We start from the raw sequence: 20067 nt of genomic DNA on the forward strand, positions 1-20067 counted from the left end.
GTCCGGCAAGGCCTCCCGATGCATCGATTTCGATCGACGAGATCCGTGATCCTGACCTGCGTGCTCCTGGCAGCGACCACGCTCACGGCCGGGGCCGAGGAGGCCGGCGTCAGCGAGGACGCGGTCCTGTTCGGCCAGGCCGCCGCGCTGGAAGGTCCCTCCTCCGCGCTCGGGCAGCACATGCGGCAAGGCATCGTCGCAGCATTCGCCGAGATCAACGCCAAGGGTGGCGTGCACGGCCGCAAGCTCCAGCTCATCAGCCGCGACGACGGCTACGATCCCGATCGTTCGGCGGCCGAGACGCTGCGGCTGATCGAGGACGACAAGGTGTTCGCGCTGATCGGGGCGGTGGGCACGCCGACCGCGATGGCGACAATTCCGATCACCAGCGCCAGGAACGTTCCCTTCATCGGCCCGTTCAGCGGTGCCGAATTCCTGCGCGACCTCGAACTTGCGAACGTCGTCAACATCCGCGCGAGCTACGGTGCGGAGGCCGAAGCGTGGATCAAGCACCTCACCGAGGATCGCCACTTCACGCGCATCGGCATTTTCTACCAGGACGATGCCTTCGGCCGCGACGGTCTGACCGGTGTGAAGCGCGCGCTCGCCAGGCGCGGCCTCGAGCTCGCCGCCGAAGGCACCTTCGAGCGCAACACCCGCGCGGTCAAGGCCGCCTGGCGAACGATCAAGCGCGCCGAGCCCGAGGCCATCGTGATGGTCGGGACCTATGGCCCCTGCGCGGAGTTCGTCAAGCTCGCGCACCGCAGCGGCTTCTATCCGACCTTCGTCAACATCTCCTTCGTCGGCGCCAACGCGCTCGCCAGGGAGCTCGGCCCCGAGGGCGAAGGCGTCGTCGTCTCGCAGGTCGTGCCATTTCCGTGGGACCGCTCGCTCAAGCTCGTCGCCGACTATCAGGCGGCGCAGAAGGCGGTCGATCCGACGCAGACACCGGACTTCGTATCGCTGGAAGGCTACCTCTCCGGCCGCCTCGCAGCCGCAGCGCTGGAGCAGGCAGGACCTGAGCCGACCCGCGCAAGCCTGCTGCGCGCCATCAACGATGTCGGCCGCTTCGACATCAGCGGCAGCATTGTCAACGTCGGCGTCCGCATGATCGACGCGCCGCCGAAGGTGTTCTTGACGGTGATCCAGAAGGACGGGACGTTCAAGGCGGTGGACCGCCTGTAGGGCCGTTCATGGCCGCCGCGTCCAGTGCTCGGCGTTCACCGCGCCCGGCGGCACCTCGCCCTTCACGATCGCTTCGACCTGCCGCACGGTTTCCAGCGACTGATATTCGATTGCCTGTGGCGTCAGCCCGCCGACATGCGGGGTGGCGATCACGTTCGGCAGCTTTGCGAGCTCCGGTGTCGGCATCTGGTCCGGCGCGCGGCCGACGTCGATCGCTGCACCGGCAATGCGGTTCTCGCGCAACGCCTGCGCCAGCGCCGGCTCGTCGACGAGATTGCCGCGCGAGAGATTGATGAAGAACGCATGCCTCTGCATGCGCGCCAGCGCCGCCGCATTGACCAGATTCTCGGTCTGCTCGTTGGCGATCGCAAGGCAGACGACATAATCCGATGCTGCGAGCAGCTGGTCGAGGCCGACCTGCCGGATCGCGGCATCGCTGACATCGGCGAAGGGGTCGCAGACCAGCACCTCCATGCGCAGCATCTTTGCGATCCCGGCGAGATAACGCCCGATGCTGCCATAACCGATGATGCCGATCGTGCTGCCGGCAAGCTGGCGGCCCATCCGCGCCTCCGGCTTGCGGCCGGCCTGGTAGTCCGCCGTCGTCCGCGACACGCCGCGGGAGAGATCGACCATGAAGCCGAGCGCGAGCTCGGCGACGGCTTGCACGAAGCCGGGGCCGGCGCGGGTGACGAGCACACCGGCCTTCGAGGCCGCTTCCACATCGACGTTGCGGATATCGACGGCGCAGCGGACGAAGGCGCGCAGACGCGGCAGCTCGGCGAAGATTTCGCCGCGGCCTTCCGTCATGCGATCGGCGACGATGATGTCGGCGTCCTTCGCGGCCCGCACGAGGCCGGCGGCGTCCAGCGGCTGGTCGCTTTCGTGCAGGATGACCTCGGCGGCCGCGCGCAAACCGTTCAAGCTGCGGTCGCCGTAATAGTTGCGCCGCATCTCCGGCGTGTGAGCAAGCAGAACCTTCACGACTGGACTCCTTCCATCACCGAATGCCCGCGGCAGCGACCGTCGAGACCTGGCACAACGCCGGCTGCGGCAGGCATCCTGTCACAATTTGCCGCAGCGCGTAGCGTGACCCAGCGCACAGACGGATAGATGGCGGCCCTCTAGGAAAAGTGACATCATCGCGCGTATTGCCGTTGGAGGTGACATCATGCGCCACCCAGTCTTTTCCAATCTGCTCGTTGCATGCGGTTTTTTCACCCTCGCCCAGTTGATGACGCCGACGGAGGCGGCGGCCGAAGCGCGGCTTGCGCTGGTGATCGGCCAGTCCGCCTATCGCACCGTGCCCGAGCTGCCCAACGCCGCCAACGACGCCAAGGGCATGACGGAGCTGCTCGGCAATGCCGGCTTCACCGTCACCACGGCGGCCAATCTGGGACAGAATGAAATGCGCGCGGCGATCTCGGATTTCGCCGGCAAGGTCGGCGCCAGCGGCGCCGACACCGTCGCGCTGGTGTTCTATGCCGGCCACGGCCTGCAAATCGACGGCGAGAACTATCTCGTTCCGGTCGATCTCGACCCCAAGCGCGAGGCCGACATTCCGCTCCAGGGCGTGCGCCTCAACGACCTGCTCAACACGCTCGGCGCGCTGCCGACACGCGCGCGCATCTTCATGCTCGATGCCTGCCGCAACAATCCGTTCCCGGCGCTGAGCGGCGCCGGCCACGGCCTTGCGATCGTCGACACCAAGGCCGGCGCGCCCGGCTCCTTCATCTCCTATTCGACCTCGCCCGGCGCCGAAGCCGAGGACGGCAACGGCATCGACAGCCCCTACACCGCGGCCGCGCTGACCATCGCCAAGCAGCCCAATCTGCCGATCGAGGAAGTGTTCAAGCGCATCCGCGTCGCCGTCGCGCAATCGACCGACGGACGGCAGATCCCGTGGGAAAGCTCCTCGCTGACCACCGACTTCAGGTTCTTCGGCGAGAGCAGCGGCAACACGCCCGCCGTTCCCGGCGCCTCCGCGATGGCGCTCGCCGGCGGCACGCGCAGCGTCGAGGACTGGCGCAAGACCTTGCAGGGCAAGCCGGCCATGGCCGCCTATGAGCTGGTGATCACCGAGGACACCGTGGAGGCGTATCAGGCCTATATCGAGCTGTACGCACAGGACGCCCGCACGCCGCGCCTGCGCACGGTGCTGGAACGGCGCCGGCAGATGCTGGCCTGGGAGCGCGCCACCGCGATCAACACCCGCGCCTCGTTCGAGGCTTATCTGGCCAACTGGGACAACAGCGACCTCGCCGCGACCGCTCGCCGGCTGCTGCTGCGCGTGCAGAACCGCAATTATGGCGTGCCTGTCGCCGCCGCGGCGACCCCGGTCGCGGTCGCGATGGCTCCGACCTGCCCGTGCTCGGCCCCGACGGCGCCGGCAACGCCGGCCAAACCGAGCGTCGCGCCCGTGATCAAGAAGCGCGTCGACGACACGCCGCCAAAGCGCAAGGTGGTCGAGACGCCGCCGAAGCGCCGGCCTCCGCCCGACGACGTGGTCTACGAGCGCGCCCCGCCCCCCGGCCCGCCGCCCGGTGCCATCATGCAGGGCGTCGGCATCGGGATCGGCATCGGCGTGGGAATGGGCAGCCGCGGCGGCGGCGATCATTACCGCGGCGACTACAACCGCAGGTACTGAGACGATCTCGAGCATGGACGCCGCACCGGCCCGCGCCTTGCGCGGGCCGGTTCTATTGCGCCAGCGCCGGATAGTCGCGCTGCACGGCCTCCCGGACCCAGCCGGCCTGAATCGCCCGAAACAGGATCTGCGCGGTCTTGGCGTCGTCGGCCTTCATGCAGAGGTCGACGATGCGGCGGACCGCATCGTCGCGCATCAGATCGTCTGCGATCTTCATGGCGATTTCCATCGCGACGCGGGCGGCACGTTCGTAGCGCTCACGCTGGCCGGGCTGCGCGGAATCTGCCGCGCTCGCGGCAGCGGCATCGCAGATCGCGCGGATGCGCGCGGCGGCTTCGATGTCGCCGAGCGGTGCATCGATCGCTTCGTCCCAGATGTTCCCTCGCGTCCTTCGCGCGAACCAGCGCATTGCCCGCTCCGTCACTGATGGAGCGAGCATAAAGGGCGCCTACGCTGCGCGCTACGGCTCCGGCACGATCTTGCCCGGGTTGAAGATGTTGAGCGGATCGAGCGCCTTCTTCAGGGCCCGCATGGCGTCGAGCGCCTCGGGGCCGAGCTCCGCCTTCAGATATTTCTGCTTGCCCTGACCGATGCCGTGCTCGCCGGTGCAGGTGCCGTCCATCGCCTGCGCGCGCTCGACCAGGCGATGCATGAACTCCTCGCCGCGCGCCATCTCGCCCGCGTCGTTGGTGTCGCAGACCAGCGAGCAGTGGAAATTGCCGTCGCCGACATGGCCGACGATCGGCGACAGCAGGTTGAGCCGCTTGAGATCTTCCTCGGTCTCGCTGACGCAGTCGGCAAGCCGCGAGATCGGCACGCAGACGTCGGTCGCGACCACGCCGATGCTGTCGCCGGGCCGCAGCGCCTTCACGGACCAATAGGCATCGTGCCGCGCCTGCCACAGCTTGGTGCGGTCTTCCGGCTTGGTGGTCCAGGAGAAATCGCCGCCGCCGCAATCTCTGGCGATCTCGCCGAACGCCTTGGACTGCTCGGCGACCTCGATCTCGCTGCCGTGGAATTCCATCAGCAGCAGCGGGGTCTCCGGCAGCGTCAGCTTGGAATAGGCGTTGCAGGCCTTCACCTGCGCGGCGTTGAGCAGCTCGATGCGCGCGACGGGAATGCCGGTCTGGATCGCCAGGATGACGGCCTGGCAGGCCCCGTGCACGCTCGCGAACGACACCGCGCCCGCCGCGATCGTCTCGGGAATGCCGCGCAGTCGGATGGTCAATTCCGAGATGATGCCGAGCGTGCCTTCGGCGCCGACGAACAGATGCGTCAGGTCGTAGCCGGCGGACGACTTCTTGGCCCGCGTGCCCGTGGTGATGATCTCGCCGTCGCCGCGCACCACCTTCAGCGCCAGCACGCTGTCGCGCATGGTGCCGTAGCGCACCGCATTGGTGCCGGAGGCACGGGTCGATGCCATGCCGCCGAGCGAAGCATCGGCGCCGGGATCAATCGGGAAGAACAGACCCTGGTCGCGCAGATGCTCGTTGAGCGCCTTGCGGGTGACGCCGGGCTGGATCACGCAGTCGAGGTCCTCGGCATGCACCGCGAGCACCTTGTTCATGTCGCGCAGATCGATCGAGATCCCGCCGGCGGGCGCGTTGACCTGGCCCTCGAGCGAGGTGCCGGTCCCGAAGGGAATGACGGGGACACGGTTCTTGGCGCAGATCCGCACCACGTCCTGAATGTCGGCGGTCTCCTGCGCCATCACCACGCCGTCAGGCGGCTGGTTGGGAAGCCAGGTGGTGGTATGGCCATGCTGCTCGCGCACGGCCTGCGAGGTGATGAGGCGGTTGCCGAAGCGTGCGGCGAGCTGCTCCAGCGCGCTCGCGAGGGCTTTCGGCTCCGGCCGCGGCGGATTATTGGTGATGGTGGTGCCCACGGAATTCCTCCCGACAGAAGAACCGTGGCAAAGGACATAAAGCCGGTCAAGTCAAGCGACCGGACGCATAGCTAGGGAATGAAGCATGCCGGAGAGTGCCGCCACCGCCCCAACGCCTGAGCCATTCCGCGCCTCGATCATGCAGATCGAACCGCAATGGATCGACTATAACGGCCATCTCAACATGGCCTATTACAACGTGATGTTCGACCGCGCGATCGACCAGCTTTGGCTCGAGCTCGGGATGGGGCCGGCCTACATGAAGGAGCGAGGCGGCTCGAGTTTCACCGCCGAATGCCACGTGCGATATTTGCGCGAGATCCACCTCGGCGATCCCGTGCAGATCTTCGCCTGGGTGCTGGAAGCCGACGACAAGCGGATCCACACGTTCGAGGAGATGCGGCACGCGACCGAGGGCTGGCTGTCGGCCACGTCCGAGAACATGTCGCTGCACATGGACATGAATGCGCGGCGCGTCGCGCCGTTTCCGCCCGACATCAGCGAGCGCATCGCTGCAGTCACCAAGGCCCACAGCGCGGTGCCGCGGCCCGAGGGCATCGGCCGGAACGTGGCGATGCCCTCGAAGCGGTGAACGCTATACCCTGTTGCGGCCGCGCGCCAAACCGACCACGGCCGAGACCAGGAACAGAACGACCGCGATGAAGAAGATGATCTTGGCGATCTCGATCGAAGCGCCGGCGACGCCGCCGAAGCCCAGGATGCCGGCGATCAATGCGATAACCAGAAACGTCACAACCCAGCCTAGCATGGTCAAACCCTCGTCTTGATGTTGTCTGCGTCCGGCGCGGCTTGCCGCACCACCTGCCAGACAATCTCAAGGCGGGAACGATGGTTCCGACCCGGTCAAGGAGGAAATTCGCAAGGCGCACGGGAACAAATTGGCCCGCCGCGCACGTGGAAAACCTCTTTTCGCCGCCCCATATAGCCACCATCCCTGTTAGAAGGCTCCCTTCCGCCACCCCGCGGTGCCATCGTGGGGCCAATGATTCGCATGACCGAGCCGAGCAAGATCACAGGCGTACCCGACCACCAGCCCGCAGCCGGCGGCATCGCCGCGCGTGCGCGCGCCTCGGTGGGCCCGCAATATCTGTCAGGGCTCAATCCGGAGCAGCGCGAGGCTGTGGAGACGCTGGAGGGCCCGGTCCTGGTGCTGGCCGGCGCCGGCACCGGCAAGACCCGCGTGCTGACGACACGCATCGCCCATATCCTGAGCCAGGGCCGCGCCCGTCCCGCCGAGATCCTGTCGGTGACCTTCACCAACAAGGCCGCGCGCGAGATGAAGCACCGGCTCGGCCAGATGCTCGGCCATGCCGTCGAGGGCATGCCTTGGCTCGGCACCTTCCACTCCATCGGCGGCCGCATCCTGCGTGTCCACGCCGAGCTGGCGCAGCTCAAGTCGAACTTCACCGTGCTCGACGTCGACGACCAGGTCCGGCTGCTGAAGCAGCTGCTTCAAGCCGAGAACATCGACGACAAGCGCTGGCCGGCGCGCATGCTCGCCGGCCTGATCGACGGCTGGAAGAACCGCGGCCTGACGCCCTCGCAGGTGCCCTCGGGCGAAGCCGCCACGTTCGCCAACGGCAAGGGCGGCAAGCTCTATGCGAGCTATCAGGAGCGGCTGAAGATCTTGAACGCGGCCGATTTCGGCGATCTCCTGCTCGAGAACATCCGCATCTTCCGCGAGCACCCGGATATCCTCCGGCAGTACCAGCAGCGCTTCAAGTACATCCTGGTCGACGAGTATCAAGACACCAACGTCGCGCAATATCTGTGGCTGCGGCTGCTGTCGCAGGCGCCGTCGAAGCCAGCCGCTCACACTGTCATTCCGGAGCGGCTCGAAGAGCCGAATCCGGAATCCCGAGATGAGCCCTCAGCTCTGGATTCCGGGTCTGCGCCTGCGGCGCATCCCGGAATGACGGAGCGAGCGGCGCTGGCGGCTGCTTCTGCGGCGCCCACCAAGAACATCTGCTGCGTCGGCGACGACGACCAGTCGATCTATGGCTGGCGCGGCGCCGAGGTCGACAACATCCTGCGCTTCGAGCACGATTTCCCCGGCGCCAAGGTCATTCGCCTGGAGCGCAATTACCGCTCGACCGGCCACATCCTCGCCGCCGCCTCGCACCTGATCGCGCACAATGAAGGCCGGCTCGGCAAGACGCTGCGCACCGAGGACCAGGACGGCGAGAAGGTCACGGTCACAGGCTCGTGGGATTCCGAGGAGGAAGCGCGCGGCATCGGCGAGGAGATCGAGCAGCTGCAGCGTCGCGGCGAGAAGCTCAACGAGATCGCGATCCTGGTGCGCGCCTCCTACCAGATGCGCGAGTTCGAAGACCGTTTCGTCACGCTCGGCCTGCCCTACCGCGTCATCGGCGGCCCGCGCTTCTACGAGCGCGCGGAAATCCGCGACGCGCTGGCCTATTTGCGCGTCATCAACTCGCCGGCCGACGACCTCGCCTTCGAGCGCATCGTCAACGTGCCCAAGCGCGGCCTTGGCGATGCCACGGTGCAGATGCTGCACGACCACGCCCGCAAGCGCCGCATCCCCCTGTTCGAAGCGGCCCGCGCGGTGGTCGAGACCGACGAGCTGAAGCCGAAGGCGCGCGGCTCGCTTCGCGACGTCGTGGCCCAGTTCGACCGCTGGCGCGCCCAGCGCGAGGTCACCGCACACACCGATCTCGCCCAGATCGTGCTCGACGAGAGCGGCTATACCGAAATGTGGCAGAAGGACCGTTCGGCGGACGCCGCGGGCCGGCTGGAGAATCTGAAAGAGCTGGTGCGCTCGATGGAGGAGTTCGAGAACCTGCAAGGGTTCCTCGAACACATCTCGCTGGTGATGGATCGCGAGGGCGGCGCCGAGGAGGACGCGGTGTCGCTGATGACGCTGCACTCGGCCAAGGGCCTCGAATTCGACAACGTGTTCCTGCCCGGTTGGGAGGAAGGCCTGTTTCCGAGCCAGCGTACGCTGGACGAGCAGGGCCGCGCGGGCCTCGAAGAAGAGCGCCGGCTCGGCCATGTTGGCCTGACCCGCGCCCGCCGCCGCGCCATGATCTATTTCGCCACCAACCGGCGCATCCACGGCACCTGGTCGACCACGATCCCGTCGCGCTTCCTCGACGAATTGCCGGCGGCCAATGTCGAGATCACGGAGTCCAAGGGCGGCTCGGCCTGGGGCGGAACCGGCGGCTACGGCGCCTCGCGCTTCGACGACATGGAGGCGTTCGGCTCCAGCTACACCACGCCCGGCTGGCAGCGCGCCCAGGCCAACCGCAACCGCGGCGGCGGCCGCAATGGCGGCGGCCGAAGCGGCGGCTTCGAGGAAGAAGCCGCGACGTTCTCATCATCATCGGGGCCCGATTTCGGCAGCTTCGCCTCGCGCCGTCGCGGTCCGCTGACGATCGAGGGCGAGCTGGTCGCCAAGTCGACCGGCACGACGTCGGAATTCTCGCTGTCCGACCGCGTCTTCCACCAGAAGTTCGGCTACGGCCGCGTCACCAAGATCGACGGCAACAAGCTCACCATCGCCTTCGACAAGGCCGGCGAGAAGAAGGTCGTGGACAGTTTCGTGCAGCGGGCGTGAGGCCCCGATATGGCTCAGTACGTCGCCATCATCGAGGATACCGAGCCGGACGAAGCCGTGAACCTGTGGTTTCCGGACCTGCCCGGCTGCTTTTCGGGAGGTGACGATATCGACGAAGCGCTGGAGAATGCGCCCGAGGCCCTCGCGCTCTACGCTCAGGACCTCGCCGCTGACGGCCGCGCGCTTCCCCCGCCGCGGACATTGGACGAGCTCAAGGCAGACGTCGATGTGGCCGGTGACCTCAGAGACCACACGGTCGCCTTGATCGAATGGCCGCCCCTCGACGCCGCCGAGTGAGGATTGTTCGCCGCACTCCCCTCGCCTTCGACGGTTCTGCGCCGAACAGGTCTTGACCATCGCCAACTTCCCCGTATCAGATGCGGCCATGGTCCGGGGCATCGCACTGATCTTGCTGGCATTGGGGATGCCGTCGCTGGCGGCGGCGGAGACCATGAGCTTTGGCGATTCGATCGGCAAGCTGGCGGCGAGCTGCGGCGCGGAAATCGTCGCCAATTGCCGCGGCGTCAACCCGGATTCGAACCGGCTGAAGGAATGCCTGTCGCGCAACCGCGACGTGCTCTCGCCGCAATGCGCGAGCGACTATCTCGGCGTCTTCGACGCCATTCAGAAGCGCGTTGCCGCGCGCGTCACCGTGGCGAACGCCTGCCAGCGCGAGATCGTCAAGGTCTGCGGCGGCTCGACCAAGGAGACCAGCAAGTCGGTCCCCTGCCTGGTCTCGACCCCCAAGGGCATCAGCAACAACTGCCTGAAAGCCGTTGACGACGCGGGGTATCGCTGATGCGCGCGAAACGGCTCACCACCGCGGGACTGGGCATCGCGCTGGGCTTCGCGCTGCTCGCCGGCCCTGCACGTGCGCAGACGGCGGCACCGACCCGCGACGACATCGTCGCCAAGCTGAACCGTTTCGAGCAGGCTGCCGAGGTCGATCTGCCCGCGCTGAAGCAGCAGGTGATGGAGCGCGCCAAGACCAGGATCAAGAACGATCCGGGACCCGTGAACCGGCCGCTGATCGCGCCCGATCTCGCCAGGCTGCCGGCCTTCAACGCGCAGATCCAGTTCGATGCCGACACGCCCATCATCCAGCCGGCCTCCTACCAGACCGTCGGCCGCATCGCGGACGCGCTGGTTCATTCCTCGCTGCTGCCCTACACGTTCCTGATCGTCGGCCATGTCGAATCCAATTCGAAGACGCGCGAGGCCAATGCGATCCTGAGCCAGCGCCGCGCCGACGCGATCCGCGACGTGCTGGTGAACACGTTCAAGATCTCGACCAAGCGCCTGCATCCGATCGGCCTCGGCGAGGAGCAGTTGCTCGACCGGGCCAGGCCGACTTCGGCCGTCAACGGCCAGTTGCAAATCCTGACCTACGCCAAGCTGCCGGAGGAGCCGCCTCATCCGGCGGCGCCGGCGCCTGCGGCGAAAAAGCCCGCCAAGAAGCGCTGAGCGGAGACGGCTGCGCGCCTGGCGGAACCTTTTGAAGTCCTGATCGTTTTGGGGCCTGTCCAGCACGCACCCATACGGCCTTGCGCGACAATAGTGCCGGTTTGTGCACCGCCCGGTCCAGTGCTATAGCGACTGCTCGCCCTTCCCGATCCCGTGCTGCATGAGACCAAAATGGGTGGCTTGTTCCAGCGCCAACTTGCCGTTTACGTCGAGTACCATCGCGATCCCCGCAACACGGCGATGCATGTGGTCGGTATTCTCCTGCTGTTCACCGGCGCGGTGCTGCCGCTGACGCTGGTCAGGCTTCCGCTGTTCGGTTTCGACGTCAGCCTTGCGGTGATCCTGGCCTTGCCGGTTCTGATCTATTGGCTGCTGCTCGACGTGGCGCTCGGGATCGGCATTCTCGCGGTCTCCATCGTTCTGTTTTCGGTTGCGTCGACCATCGCGGCGCAGGTCAGCACCGCGGCGATGTGGGCGATTTTCGCTGCGCTGGTGGTGCTCGGCCTCGCCGCGCAGACCATCGGCCACAAGGTTTTTGAGGGGCGCGAAGCCTCGCTGTTCACTTTTCCTTCGCATCTTTTCCTTGGACCGATGTTCGTGATGGCAAAATTGTTCATTGCCTTGGGCTTCCGTCGCGACCTTGCCGCGATTCTGGCGCCTCTTCCGACCAATTCCCTTTCAACCCGATAGCTCTAGAAGCGAAACAGCAACCTTCTGCATGGCTCTCGTCCTGGTTACCGGTGGCAGTGGCTTCATCGGACATCATCTCGTCGAAGCGCTCCGCGCCCGCGGGCAGCGGGTGCGTGTTCTCGACGTCCGTGCGCCGGCCGCGGCGAACGCCGACGTCGAACACGTCCATGGCTCGGTGCTGGACGGCGCCGCGGTCGATGCGGCGCTCGCCGGGGTCGATCAGGTCTATCACCTCGCCGGTCTGCCCGGCATGTGGGTCGCCAACAAGCAGGACTTTCACGAGGTCAATTGCCGCGGCACCGAGATCGTGCTCGCGGCCGCAATGAAGCGCGGCGTGTCGCGCTTTCTGCACTGCTCGACGGAATCGATCCTGTTCCCCTATTCCGACCTCAAAGGCATTCCCGCCGAAGAGGCGCTGCAGCCGGCCGACGCCATGCCCGGCGCCTATACGCGCTCGAAGTCCCTCGCCGAGCATTGCGCCGCAAAGGCCGCGGCCAGGGGGTTTCCGCTCGTGATCGGCACGCCGACCATGCCGATCGGCGCGGCCGACCACAATCTGACGCCGCCGACCGCGATGCTCTGGTACTTCCTCCAGAAGAAGGTGCAGCCGCATCTCAACTTCCTGGTCAACCTCGTCGACGTCCGCGACGTCGCCATGGGCTTGGTGCTGGCCATGGAACGTGGCCGCCAGGGCCAGCGCTACATCCTCGGCGGCGATTGCGTTCCGCTCGGCAACATCCTGCGGATGATGTCGGCGATGAGCGGCCGCCGGCAGTACCCGATCGTCGTGCCCGGCAGGCTCGCCGAGCTCTCCGGCATCATGCTCGAATATCTGGCCGACAACTTCACGCGCAGGCCCCCCAACGGCACCGCCGAGGGCGTGCGCATCGCGCTCGCCGCGAGCGATCTTTCGATCGGCAAGGCGCGCACCGAGCTCGGCTATTCGCCGCGTCCGATCGAGCCGGTGCTGCGCGAAACCATCACCCACCTGCTCGCCCGCAACGGCCAGCAGCCCACCGGCGCCATCGAGCATCGCGCGCTCTCCTCGCGCGCGGGCTGACGCCGCCGCTTCAAACGCAAAGAACCTTCATGTCTTTCGATTTCAGCAAGCTTCTCTCTGTCGCCTGGGGTGGTTGGACCACGACCTGGCCGACGCAACTGCTCGCCCTGATCTGGCTCGCTTTTCTGGCTAGCTGGGTCGGCGCCTCGTTCTGGCAGGGGCAGACCAAGAAGCAGGTCATGACGCTGGAGTCTCAGCGCTATCGCCTGCCGATCCTGGTCGGCGGCATCCTGTACACGCCGTTCATTGCGGAAGCGATGGGCTGGAAGCCGCTTTGGGTGCTCGGCAACACCGGCATCATCATCGCTGCGGTCCTCTCAGTCGCCGGCATTGCCTTCGCCTGGTGGGGCCGGCTGCATCTCGGAAAATTCTGGTCCAACACCATCACCCACAAGGAAGACCACCGCGTCATCGACACCGGCCCCTACGGTATCGTCCGTCACCCGATCTACACCGGCCTGATCTTCGGCATGCTGGTGACCGGCGTTGCGATCGGCTTGGTGACGACGATCCTCGGCGCGATCCTGATCTCGCTCGGCATGTGGCAGAAGGGCCGGATGGAAGAGGTGTTCCTCTCCAAGGAGCTCGGCGAAGACGCCTACGGCGCCTATTGCCGCCGCGTGCCGATGATCATTCCGTTCCTCTCGCCGCGGTAAGGGCGTAGCAACTGCCTCACTCTCGTGTCCCGGACGCGCTGCAACGCGTAGCGTTGCTGCGCGTCCGGGACCCAAGGCAACATAGGAACGCTGTGAGATGGGCCCCGGCTCCGCAGCGCACCGCGAAGACGCGCTGCGCCGCGTCCGGGGCACGGACGTATCGTCCAGCGACAAGGAACCGCCCCTCCATTCGCCCGTTACCCCTCGACACCTGCAACATGTGCAGAGCATCGAGCCATGTCGGATGCCTACGATTATTTTCGCGCGCACGCGATCGCCGCCCTGCGCAAGGCGCGCGCGCTGCCGCCTGGGCGGTCGAAGCAGAAGCAGCGCACGGTCGCGCGGGTCTATCACCTGCTGTCCAGGGAGGCCGCGCTGGCGCCGAACATCCAGCATCTCGACGATTTTCGTGCGGCACGGCAGTTGGAGCGGCAGATTGGCCGCTGATCTCCGGGCACTATTCGTCGGCGCTCGCCCCATGCAAATTCGATCGGCTGCCATTCCGCGGGATTGGGCCCCGGCGGCAGGCCGCACCGGTTGACGTCTGCCCCGCCAGCCAGTTGGATGCGCGCGCAAACAGGGGCTCCTCATGACCTTCTCCAGCATCTTCGCGCAGTTCGTCGCGATCATCGGCGGCGTCGCGCTGCAATGGCGCAAGATGACGGGCACCGAGCCCGCGCCGGCCTGGGGAGAGACCCCCGCCATTCCCGAAGCGAAACCGCAAGGCGCGATCCCGACCTTGAAGATGCCGAGTGCGCGCGGCTGGCGTGAGGGCCAGAAGCCGACCGTCGCTCCCGGACTCAAGGTCAATGCGTTCGCGACAGGCCTCGACCATCCACGCTGGATCGAGGTGCTGCCGAACGGCGACGTGCTGATCGCGGAGGCGACCCAGATCGCAGGCGCCCCCCGCAGCGTGTTCCACTATGCGATGCAGGCGACGATGCGCCGGGCCGCCGCGCTTGGCGTGTCCGCCGACCGCATCACGCTGCTGCGCGACAAGGATGGCGACGGCATCGCCGAACACCGCGGCGCCTTCATGGAGAACCTGAGCCAGCCCTTCGGCATGGCGCTGGTCGGCGGCACCTTCTATGTCGGCAACACCGACGGCGTGATGGCGTTTCCCTATGTCGCGGGCGCCGACCGCATCACCGCGCCGGGCAAGAGGCTCACGACGTTCAAGCCGGGCGGACATTGGACGCGCAGCCTGCTCGCCAGTCCCGACGGCACCAAGCTCTATGCCGGCGTCGGCTCGCTCAGCAACATCGCCGAGATGGGCATGGAGGTCGAGGAAGGCCGGGCCGCAGTGTACGAGCTCGACCTCGTCGCCGGCACGCACCGCATCTTCGGCGCGGGCCTGCGCAATCCCGTGGGCCTTGCCTGGGAGCCGAACACGAACGTGCTCTGGACCGTCGTCAACGAGCGCGACGGGCTCGGCGACGAGACGCCGCCGGATTATCTCACCTCGGTGCGCGACGGCGGCTTCTACGGCTGGCCCTATTGCTACTGGGGCAAGACCGTGGACGACCGCGTGCCGCAGGATCCGGCGATGGTCGCCAAGGCGCTGCAACCGGACTATGCGCTCGGCGGCCACACCGCTTCGCTCGGCCTGTGCTGGATGCCCGCGGGCACCCTGCCCGGCTTCGGCGACGGCATGGTGATCGGCCAGCACGGCTCGTGGAATCGCAGCAAGCTGTCCGGCTACAAGCTGGTATTCGTCCCGTTCGAGAACGGAAAGCCGTCCGGTCCCGGTCGCGACATCCTGTCGGGCTTTCTGTCACCCGACGAGAAGGAATCCTACGGCCGCCCGGTCGGCGTTGCGATCGGCCCCGACAAAACGTCGCTGCTGATGGCCGACGACGTCGGCAACGTGATCTGGCGCGTGACGGGGGTGTAGGCCGAAATAGGCGAGATCAGCGCCGCGGACTGGCTGCACCTCTCCCGCCTGCGGGAGAGGTCGCGGAGCGAAGCGACGCGTGTGAGGGTTCTTTCCTCTGGGGGAGTGTCCCGTTGCGGAGAGACTCTCTCCCGCAAGCGGGAGAGAGGACGCAGCGTCGCCTTGATCCCCTTCACGTCCCCACGCACAGCGTGGCGCGCTGCTTGCGCAGCAGCGCAATCACCGAGAGCGCGGTGATCAGGCCGGTCTTGGGATTCTCCGACGGGATGTTCTCGATGCCCATCGAGAACCGCGCCGAATCCGCCTCGACCTCGATGCGGTGAACGTTGCGCGTCACGGTCGGGTCGGCCCAAACCTGGATCCGGGTCCGATCGGGACCGATGCCCGCCAGCGACAGCGCGACGGCGACGTTGACGTTCGCCGGAAAGCCCTTCGCCGCTTCGCGCGCGCTGCCTTCGAACAGCTTGAGCGGCTCGCGCAGATTGTCGATGTCGATGTTGTTCGCGACGATGAACGGCGCGCCCTTCAGCCCGTCGATCGGCTTGCGCGTCACCATCTGCACCGAACGGATGGTGCCGACCGCGGCGGCGTTGACGGCATCGAGCCCGATCAGCGCGCCGGTCGGCACCAGAATGCGGCCGCCATTGGCGCGGGCGAGATCGACGAGGTCGAAATTGTCGAGCAGGCCGCCGACGCTGACCACGACCGCGGCCCTACCGCGCTTCACCGCCGGCTCGACGATGGACCGTAAATGATGGCTCGGCGCGCATTCGACCACGATGTCGGCGACCTCGCCGAGCTGCTCGATCGGCAGAACTTGTGGCGGGCGGCGCAGGCTGCTGATCAAAGCCTGATGCTTGGCGGGATCGCGCACCGCAACGGCCGACAGGGTCAGTCCCTCGATGCCCTGATCGAGCGCGGTCGCGACCTTGGTGCCGATCGAGCCCAGCCCCGCGATGGCAACCCGCAATTGGTTGGTGGCTTCCGGTCCGGACATGGCATCCCTGCTTTCGCGTTGGATGATGTCATAGCGCAACATTTTCTGTATAAGCCAGCCCGAATTGGTTTGCCTTGCCGACCCGCCAAGCCTCGCTGCGGCCTGGACTGATCCCCTGGCGCGAACCGCTGATGTGTCCCGATGGAGGTCCTGATGCGCACTCATTCGATCGCCGCCATTCCCGCCGACGGCATCGGCCCCGAGGTGATCTCGGCCGGGATCCGCGTGCTGGAGGCTCTCGCGAAACGCAGCGGCGACCTTGCCTTCAACGTCAAGACGTTCGACTGGGGCTCCGATTACTACAAAAAGCACGGCGTGATGATGCCGGCGGACGGTCTCAGCGAGCTGAAGAAGTTCGACGCGATCTATTTCGGCGCGGTCGGCGCCCCCGACGTGCCCGACCACATCACGCTGTGGGGCCTGCGCCTGCCGATCTGCCAGGGTTTTGACCAATACGCCAATGTGCGGCCGACGAAGATTCTGCCCGGCGTCGCCTCACCGCTGCGCAATGTCGGTGTCGGCGACCTCGACTGGGTGATCGTGCGCGAGAATTCGGAAGGCGAATATGCCGGCATGGGCGGTCGCGCGCACAAGGGCCTGCCGGAAGAGGTCGGCACCGAAGTCGCCGTGTTCACCCGCGTCGGCGTCACCCGCATCATGCGCTATGCCTTCCAGCTCGCGCAGTCGCGCCCGCGCAAATTCCTGACCGTGGTGACCAAGTCGAACGCCCAGCGCCACGGCATGGTGATGTGGGACGAGATCGCCGCCGAGGTCGCGAGCGAATTCCCCGACGTCACCTGGGACAAGATGCTGGTCGACGCCATGACCGTGCGCATGACGCTGCATCCGAAGAGCCTCGACACCATCGTCGCGACCAATCTGCACGCCGACATCCTCTCGGACCTTGCCGGCGCGCTGGCGGGAAGCCTCGGCGTGGCGCCGACCGCCAACATCGATCCGCAGCGCCGCTTCCCCTCGATGTTCGAGCCGATTCACGGTTCGGCCTTCGACATCACCGGCAAGGGCATCGCCAACCCGGTCGCGACCTTCTGGACCGGCGCGCAGATGCTCGAGCATCTCGGCGAGAAGGACGCCGCAGCCCGCCTGATGGCGGCGGTCGAGCGCGTCTGCGCGGCCGGCGTGCTGACGCCCGACGTCGGCGGCAAGGCAACGACGAAGGAAGTCACGGACGCCGTGGTCGAGGCGATCCACGGAACGAATGTGTAGGTCTCTCCCTCTCCTCGCACGCGGGGGAGACGAAGCAGCTACTTCCGCTTCGCCGGAGCCGCCGGCGGCATCGCCATCGCGGCTGCGGGCTCGGGCGGCGTCAGGTGGCGCGGGACGATGATGGTTTGCCCGGGCGTGAGCTGTGCATTCTCCGCAAGCGAATTGCTCTGCGCGAGCGTCCACAGCGGCACGCGATTGGCGGCGGCGATGCTCTCCATGGTGTCGCCGCGGCGCACCGGGACCCGCACACCGGAATCCCACAATTCGACCAACGTATCCGCAGGCACGAGATAGCGCAGCGGCACGGCATCGGCCTCGGTCTGCGGTGGAATGCGCGGCAGCCGCGTCACCATCTCGACGATCTGGCGATGAATGTCGTCGGACTTCTCGATGTTGATGTGCGAGACCCGCGCGTTCTCCTTCAGGTCGTAGCTCGCGTAATGGCCGCGAAAGCCGGGGACCGCGACGACGTCGCCGCCGCCGAGCACGCTGTCGGAGAGGAAGATGTTGATGAAGCGCTCGACATTGAGCGGCACGTCGCCGGTCGCATGCGCGGGATCGATGGCAATGACGAGGCTGATCGGGATGTTCTCCTTGGCCGCCATCTCGGAGATGACGATCGAGCAGAGCCCGCCCATGGAATGGCCGATGAGCACGATCGGCGCCGGCGATTCCTTGTAGCTCGAGATGGCGCGATCGCCGATCCACCGGCAGATGGTGAATTCGTAGACGTTGGCCGAGAAGCCGGCCTTCGTTAGCTTTTCTTCGAGCCGATCCATGCCGGTCGAGAAGATGGGACCCATGGCGCCGCGGAACAGATAGATTTTCGGCGGGGACAATGGCTCGAACGGCGGAGTCGGGGGCGGCGCAGCGGGGGCGGCCGCGTTGGTCTTGGACTTGGCTGGTGCGGCAGCGGCCGTGCCGGTGCCGAAGGCGAGCAGCGCAACCACCGCCAGCACGAGGAGCCGCCTCAAATCAATCATCAGTTCAGCAGTCCCACCACGAGAGGCAGAGGCCTCCCCTGACTCGCTTAGTGGCGTCCGATTTAGCGGATTTTGGGGCGCGGGAACTGGAACGCGACGCACCGCCGCGCGCATCAAGACTCTGTGACCTGCGGAATGGGCCGCTTCCGACCATCACTGCCTGCTCTTGAGCCGGCTGCGATGCGCCGCCTGCTTGGCGCGGTTGCCGCAGACTGCCATCACGCACCAGCGGCGCGCGCGCCTGTGGGTATGGTCGGCGAACAGCATCGTGCAGTTATGGCCCTCGCACGCCTTCACGTGAGAGAAGTCCTCCTCGCAGACGAATTTGGCCAAGGCTTCACCGACCGGCAGCAGCAGTGATTCCGACGATCGCCAGCGCCGCATCCCTTGCAGCGAAAGTCCTTCCTCACCGTGGCGAGGCGCGATTTTCAGGAAGGCCTCATCGCGCTCCAGGAGGCTGTTCAAGGGGCCAAGCTCGCGCAGCGCCTCCACGGTCAGCGGCCGGCCTGCATGCTCCAAGACAAATCCCCTGAACCACTCGCGCAAGGCGCGCGCCTGATCTGCGACCTTGTCCAGTTCGCCCGGCTTCGCGCCCGCCCGGAATACGTGCAGCTCATCCGCGGGCACCAGCTTCGCCTGCTCCAGCCAGTCGATCAGGCCATCGCCATCGTCGATCCAGTCGATCGGCGTATCGACCGGTGTCGCCACCGAGTTGAGGAAATCGAGACCCAGCGAGTCGGCGACGAACATGGCGGGCGGGCGGTACATGCGCGGATCCTCGGCCTGGATAAGGTGCGTCACCTGTAACCTGTAAAATAGCGATTGACAAGTTACTGAACGTAGATAACCTGATTATAGGCTTTTAACAGGTTACTAGGATCGGAGACAGCCAATGACCCTGACCAGCTACCGCACCGCCGACGTCGACGGCTTCAAGGTGTTCTATCGCGAAGCCGGCCGCCGAGGCGCGCCGAAGCTCCTGCTGCTGCACGGTTTCCCAAGCGCCGGTCACATGTTCCGCGACCTGATCCCGCTGCTTGCCGACAAATTCCACATCGTCGCGCCCGACCTTCCCGGCTTCGGCCAGTCGGACATGCCTGCGCGCGAAAGCTTCCACTACACTTTCGACAACGTCGCGCAGGTGATCGAGCGCTTCACCGAGGTCATCGGCTTCGATCGCTTCGCGGTCTACGTTTTCGACTATGGCGCGCCGACCGGCTTCCGACTTGCGCTGCGTCACCCCGAACGGATCACCGCGATCATCTCGCAGAACGGCAACGCCTATGAGGACGGCCTCAGCGACGGCTGGACTCCGATCAAGGCCTATTGGCAGGATCCCTCGCCCGCCAACCGCGAAGCGTTGCGCGCCTTCCTCACGCCGGAAGCGACGCGCTGGCAGTACACGCATGGCGTCTCGGACCCGGCGACCGTGTCGCCGGATGGCCAGAACCTCGACAATTTCTACCTGGCGCGGCCGGGCTCGGACGACGTGCAGCTAGACCTGTTCGGCGACTACAGGAGCAACGTCGCGCTCTATCCCGCCTTCCAGGATTATTTCCGCAAGCACAAGCCGCCATTCCTGGCGGTCTGGGGCAAGAACGATCCGTTCTTCATCCCGCCCGGCGCCGAGGCGTTCAAGCGCGATAATCCCAATGCCGTGGTGCAGTTCTTCGACACCGGCCATTTCGCGTTGGAGACGCATGCGAGGGAGATCGCAGAGAGCATTCGCAGGTTCTTGAGCTAACGATGAACGTGCGCAGCGACGGGCTCCCGATCTGCGC

21 protein-coding genes are annotated in these 20067 nt (G+C 66.4%); 14 read left to right on the plus strand and 7 right to left on the minus strand.

Annotated features, from left to right (window positions below; all coding sequences use genetic code 11):
- The first annotated feature begins 18 nt into the window (after window positions 1–18).
- On the plus strand, window positions 19–1185 hold the full coding sequence (locus tag K410_RS0128490) for an ABC transporter substrate-binding protein (RefSeq protein WP_028138028.1): 1167 nt from the start codon (window positions 19–21) through the stop codon (window positions 1183–1185).
- Window positions 1186–1191: 6 nt separating this feature from the next.
- On the opposite strand, the gene K410_RS0128495 is transcribed toward K410_RS0128490, so the two are convergent.
- Complete coding sequence (locus K410_RS0128495; protein ID WP_028138029.1) at window positions 1192–2169, minus strand: hydroxyacid dehydrogenase; 978 nt, start codon at window positions 2167–2169, stop codon at window positions 1192–1194.
- Window positions 2170–2356: 187 nt separating this feature from the next.
- On the opposite strand from K410_RS0128495, the gene K410_RS0128500 reads away from it, so the two are divergent.
- A complete protein-coding gene (locus tag K410_RS0128500; RefSeq protein ID WP_049820370.1) occupies window positions 2357–3832 on the plus strand; it encodes a caspase family protein in 1476 nt (491 codons plus the stop codon).
- Window positions 3833–3884: 52 nt separating this feature from the next.
- On the opposite strand, the gene K410_RS0128505 is transcribed toward K410_RS0128500, so the two are convergent.
- Both K410_RS0128505 and K410_RS0128510 read right to left on the minus strand, forming a co-directional pair.
- Complete coding sequence (locus K410_RS0128505) at window positions 3885–4241, minus strand: hypothetical protein (protein ID WP_028138031.1); 357 nt, start codon at window positions 4239–4241, stop codon at window positions 3885–3887.
- Between the two features lie 51 nt (window positions 4242–4292).
- Entirely contained in the window at window positions 4293–5717 is a 1425-nt protein-coding gene (locus K410_RS0128510) for an FAD-binding oxidoreductase (protein ID WP_028138032.1), read from the minus strand.
- A gap of 85 nt (window positions 5718–5802) precedes the next feature.
- Between K410_RS0128510 and K410_RS0128515 the strand changes: the two genes are divergently transcribed.
- Window positions 5803–6309, plus strand: a complete 507-nt coding sequence (locus K410_RS0128515) for a thioesterase family protein (protein WP_028138033.1) — start codon at window positions 5803–5805, stop codon at window positions 6307–6309.
- Window positions 6310–6312: 3 nt separating this feature from the next.
- Here the strand turns inward: K410_RS0128515 and K410_RS38065 are convergent, their stop codons facing one another.
- Entirely contained in the window at window positions 6313–6486 is a 174-nt protein-coding gene (locus K410_RS38065; RefSeq protein ID WP_028138034.1) for a DUF1328 domain-containing protein, read from the minus strand.
- A 234-nt stretch (window positions 6487–6720) separates the two neighbouring features.
- Here K410_RS38065 and K410_RS0128525 point away from each other — a divergent pair, with 234 nt between their 5' ends.
- The 9 genes from K410_RS0128525 (at window position 6721) to K410_RS0128565 (ending at window position 15079) form a co-directional block, all read left to right on the plus strand.
- Complete coding sequence (locus tag K410_RS0128525) at window positions 6721–9315, plus strand: ATP-dependent helicase (RefSeq protein WP_028138035.1); 2595 nt, start codon at window positions 6721–6723, stop codon at window positions 9313–9315.
- A gap of 9 nt (window positions 9316–9324) precedes the next feature.
- The gene (locus K410_RS0128530) at window positions 9325–9612 is read left to right on the plus strand and encodes a type II toxin-antitoxin system HicB family antitoxin (protein WP_028138036.1); all 288 of its coding nucleotides are present in this window, start codon (window positions 9325–9327) and stop codon (window positions 9610–9612) included.
- An 88-nt stretch (window positions 9613–9700) separates the two neighbouring features.
- The gene (locus K410_RS0128535; RefSeq protein WP_028138037.1) at window positions 9701–10114 is read left to right on the plus strand and encodes a hypothetical protein; all 414 of its coding nucleotides are present in this window, start codon (window positions 9701–9703) and stop codon (window positions 10112–10114) included.
- The gene (locus K410_RS0128540; protein ID WP_028138038.1) at window positions 10114–10779 is read left to right on the plus strand and encodes an OmpA family protein; all 666 of its coding nucleotides are present in this window, start codon (window positions 10114–10116) and stop codon (window positions 10777–10779) included. The genes K410_RS0128535 and K410_RS0128540 overlap by 1 nt, the downstream gene beginning before the upstream one ends.
- Before the next feature lie 171 nt (window positions 10780–10950).
- Window positions 10951–11469, plus strand: coding sequence for an Mpo1 family 2-hydroxy fatty acid dioxygenase (locus tag K410_RS0128545; RefSeq protein ID WP_028138039.1), 519 nt, complete (start codon window positions 10951–10953; stop codon window positions 11467–11469).
- A gap of 28 nt (window positions 11470–11497) precedes the next feature.
- Window positions 11498–12529, plus strand: coding sequence for an NAD-dependent epimerase/dehydratase family protein (locus tag K410_RS0128550; RefSeq protein WP_028138040.1), 1032 nt, complete (start codon window positions 11498–11500; stop codon window positions 12527–12529).
- A 29-nt stretch (window positions 12530–12558) separates the two neighbouring features.
- The gene (locus K410_RS0128555; protein WP_028138041.1) at window positions 12559–13185 is read left to right on the plus strand and encodes a methyltransferase family protein; all 627 of its coding nucleotides are present in this window, start codon (window positions 12559–12561) and stop codon (window positions 13183–13185) included.
- A 237-nt stretch (window positions 13186–13422) separates the two neighbouring features.
- Window positions 13423–13632 (plus strand): hypothetical protein, encoded by a 210-nt coding sequence (locus K410_RS0128560; protein ID WP_028138042.1) that lies wholly within the window; start codon window positions 13423–13425, stop codon window positions 13630–13632.
- Window positions 13633–13774: 142 nt separating this feature from the next.
- On the plus strand, window positions 13775–15079 hold the full coding sequence (locus tag K410_RS0128565) for a PQQ-dependent sugar dehydrogenase (RefSeq protein WP_028138043.1): 1305 nt from the start codon (window positions 13775–13777) through the stop codon (window positions 15077–15079).
- A gap of 172 nt (window positions 15080–15251) precedes the next feature.
- On the opposite strand, the gene K410_RS0128570 is transcribed toward K410_RS0128565, so the two are convergent.
- Window positions 15252–16076: an aspartate dehydrogenase gene (locus tag K410_RS0128570; RefSeq protein ID WP_028138044.1), complete on the minus strand. Its 825-nt coding sequence runs from the start codon at window positions 16074–16076 to the stop codon at window positions 15252–15254.
- A gap of 153 nt (window positions 16077–16229) precedes the next feature.
- On the opposite strand from K410_RS0128570, the gene K410_RS0128575 reads away from it, so the two are divergent.
- Complete coding sequence (locus K410_RS0128575) at window positions 16230–17303, plus strand: tartrate dehydrogenase (protein ID WP_028138045.1); 1074 nt, start codon at window positions 16230–16232, stop codon at window positions 17301–17303.
- Window positions 17304–17341: 38 nt separating this feature from the next.
- Here the strand turns inward: K410_RS0128575 and K410_RS0128580 are convergent, their stop codons facing one another.
- Window positions 17342–18286, minus strand: coding sequence for a LysM peptidoglycan-binding domain-containing protein (locus tag K410_RS0128580; protein ID WP_028138046.1), 945 nt, complete (start codon window positions 18284–18286; stop codon window positions 17342–17344).
- Window positions 18287–18439: 153 nt separating this feature from the next.
- Window positions 18440–19054, minus strand: a complete 615-nt coding sequence (locus K410_RS0128585) for a CGNR zinc finger domain-containing protein (RefSeq protein WP_028138047.1) — start codon at window positions 19052–19054, stop codon at window positions 18440–18442.
- Window positions 19055–19178: 124 nt separating this feature from the next.
- Here K410_RS0128585 and K410_RS0128590 point away from each other — a divergent pair, with 124 nt between their 5' ends.
- Window positions 19179–20030, plus strand: a complete 852-nt coding sequence (locus K410_RS0128590; RefSeq protein ID WP_028138048.1) for an alpha/beta fold hydrolase — start codon at window positions 19179–19181, stop codon at window positions 20028–20030.
- Window positions 20031–20067 lie beyond the last annotated feature (37 nt).

It is taken from the genome of Bradyrhizobium sp. 22 (assembly GCF_000482425.1).
In the GTDB taxonomy this organism is placed as follows: Bacteria; Pseudomonadota; Alphaproteobacteria; order Rhizobiales; family Xanthobacteraceae; genus Bradyrhizobium; species Bradyrhizobium japonicum_B.

Coding starts and splice junctions, on each gene's coding strand:
- K410_RS0128490 (WP_028138028.1), top strand. CDS start 19: ATGCATCGATTTCGATCGACGAGATCCGTGATCCTGACCTGCGTGCTC.
- K410_RS0128500 (WP_049820370.1), top strand. CDS start 2,357: ATGCGCCACCCAGTCTTTTCCAATCTGCTCGTTGCATGCGGTTTTTTC.
- K410_RS0128505 (WP_028138031.1), bottom strand. CDS start 4,241: ATGCGCTGGTTCGCGCGAAGGACGCGAGGGAACATCTGGGACGAAGCG.
- K410_RS0128515 (WP_028138033.1), top strand. CDS start 5,803: ATGCCGGAGAGTGCCGCCACCGCCCCAACGCCTGAGCCATTCCGCGCC.
- K410_RS38065 (WP_028138034.1), bottom strand. CDS start 6,486: ATGCTAGGCTGGGTTGTGACGTTTCTGGTTATCGCATTGATCGCCGGC.
- K410_RS0128525 (WP_028138035.1), top strand. CDS start 6,721: ATGATTCGCATGACCGAGCCGAGCAAGATCACAGGCGTACCCGACCAC.
- K410_RS0128530 (WP_028138036.1), top strand. CDS start 9,325: ATGGCTCAGTACGTCGCCATCATCGAGGATACCGAGCCGGACGAAGCC.
- K410_RS0128535 (WP_028138037.1), top strand. CDS start 9,701: ATGGTCCGGGGCATCGCACTGATCTTGCTGGCATTGGGGATGCCGTCG.
- K410_RS0128540 (WP_028138038.1), top strand. CDS start 10,114: ATGCGCGCGAAACGGCTCACCACCGCGGGACTGGGCATCGCGCTGGGC.
- K410_RS0128545 (WP_028138039.1), top strand. CDS start 10,951: ATGGGTGGCTTGTTCCAGCGCCAACTTGCCGTTTACGTCGAGTACCAT.
- K410_RS0128550 (WP_028138040.1), top strand. CDS start 11,498: ATGGCTCTCGTCCTGGTTACCGGTGGCAGTGGCTTCATCGGACATCAT.
- K410_RS0128555 (WP_028138041.1), top strand. CDS start 12,559: ATGTCTTTCGATTTCAGCAAGCTTCTCTCTGTCGCCTGGGGTGGTTGG.
- K410_RS0128560 (WP_028138042.1), top strand. CDS start 13,423: ATGTCGGATGCCTACGATTATTTTCGCGCGCACGCGATCGCCGCCCTG.
- K410_RS0128565 (WP_028138043.1), top strand. CDS start 13,775: ATGACCTTCTCCAGCATCTTCGCGCAGTTCGTCGCGATCATCGGCGGC.
- K410_RS0128570 (WP_028138044.1), bottom strand. CDS start 16,076: ATGTCCGGACCGGAAGCCACCAACCAATTGCGGGTTGCCATCGCGGGG.
- K410_RS0128575 (WP_028138045.1), top strand. CDS start 16,230: ATGCGCACTCATTCGATCGCCGCCATTCCCGCCGACGGCATCGGCCCC.
- K410_RS0128580 (WP_028138046.1), bottom strand. CDS start 18,286: ATGATTGATTTGAGGCGGCTCCTCGTGCTGGCGGTGGTTGCGCTGCTC.
- K410_RS0128585 (WP_028138047.1), bottom strand. CDS start 19,054: ATGTACCGCCCGCCCGCCATGTTCGTCGCCGACTCGCTGGGTCTCGAT.
- K410_RS0128590 (WP_028138048.1), top strand. CDS start 19,179: ATGACCCTGACCAGCTACCGCACCGCCGACGTCGACGGCTTCAAGGTG.